The 621-nt window shown below is 63.6% G+C and carries 1 pseudogene; it reads left to right on the top strand.

Annotated features, from left to right (window positions below):
* Nucleotides 1-192, top strand: a pseudogene (locus K7711_RS47060) (hypothetical protein); the annotation flags it as partial.
* Between the last annotated feature and the right edge of the window lie 429 nt (nt 193-621).

Consider the following 621-nt stretch of genomic DNA (forward strand, 5'->3'; position numbering starts at 1 on the left):
AACGGTCTCGGTCTCCCTTCGTTTCCGTTCCATGGTGTGAGCAACAATATGGACATCGACGCGGGCTCGTTTTCGTACTATGCAGGCCCTGTCTATTGGTACGCCCCGCACACTTGCATCTACTGGTACGGCTCGTTCGGAGGCGCCAATAACGGCGGCTCTGCTGGTGGTGGCCCGTCGCACTGCGGCTGACCGGTTCGGAAGGTCGCGGCCGATCAGCAGCCGCCGGTCCGGAGGGAGCCCAGGGTGAGTTCGGGACCGGACGGGGACACGGAGAGTGCCCCTGAGGTGTGGTGGAAGCCGTAATGGTCGGGGTGCTTTCGGTTCGGGATCGGGTCGTCCGGCGCCGATCGCCGCGGCGATGTCCGCCTTCACACATGTGTTTCAGCAGGAGAGTCGGCGGAGCACCCCGGATCCGGACCAGGAAATCCGCCGCCTGCTGGATGGGGGCCATTCGGAGCCCTGACCCACCGCGTCCTCGGCGCCACTCGACACCGCGAGAACTGTGCTACGCAAACGCCACGGATCACAGCGAGCCTGAGTACCCCGTAATCGGCAATATAGGCCGTCTCGTTGGGTTATGTTGTGCCGGATCCCATTTAGGCGGCGAGGAAGTAGTTG

The sequence above is a fragment of the Nocardia coffeae genome (assembly GCF_019890715.1).
In the GTDB taxonomy this organism is placed as follows: Bacteria; Actinomycetota; Actinomycetes; order Mycobacteriales; family Mycobacteriaceae; genus Nocardia; species Nocardia jiangxiensis.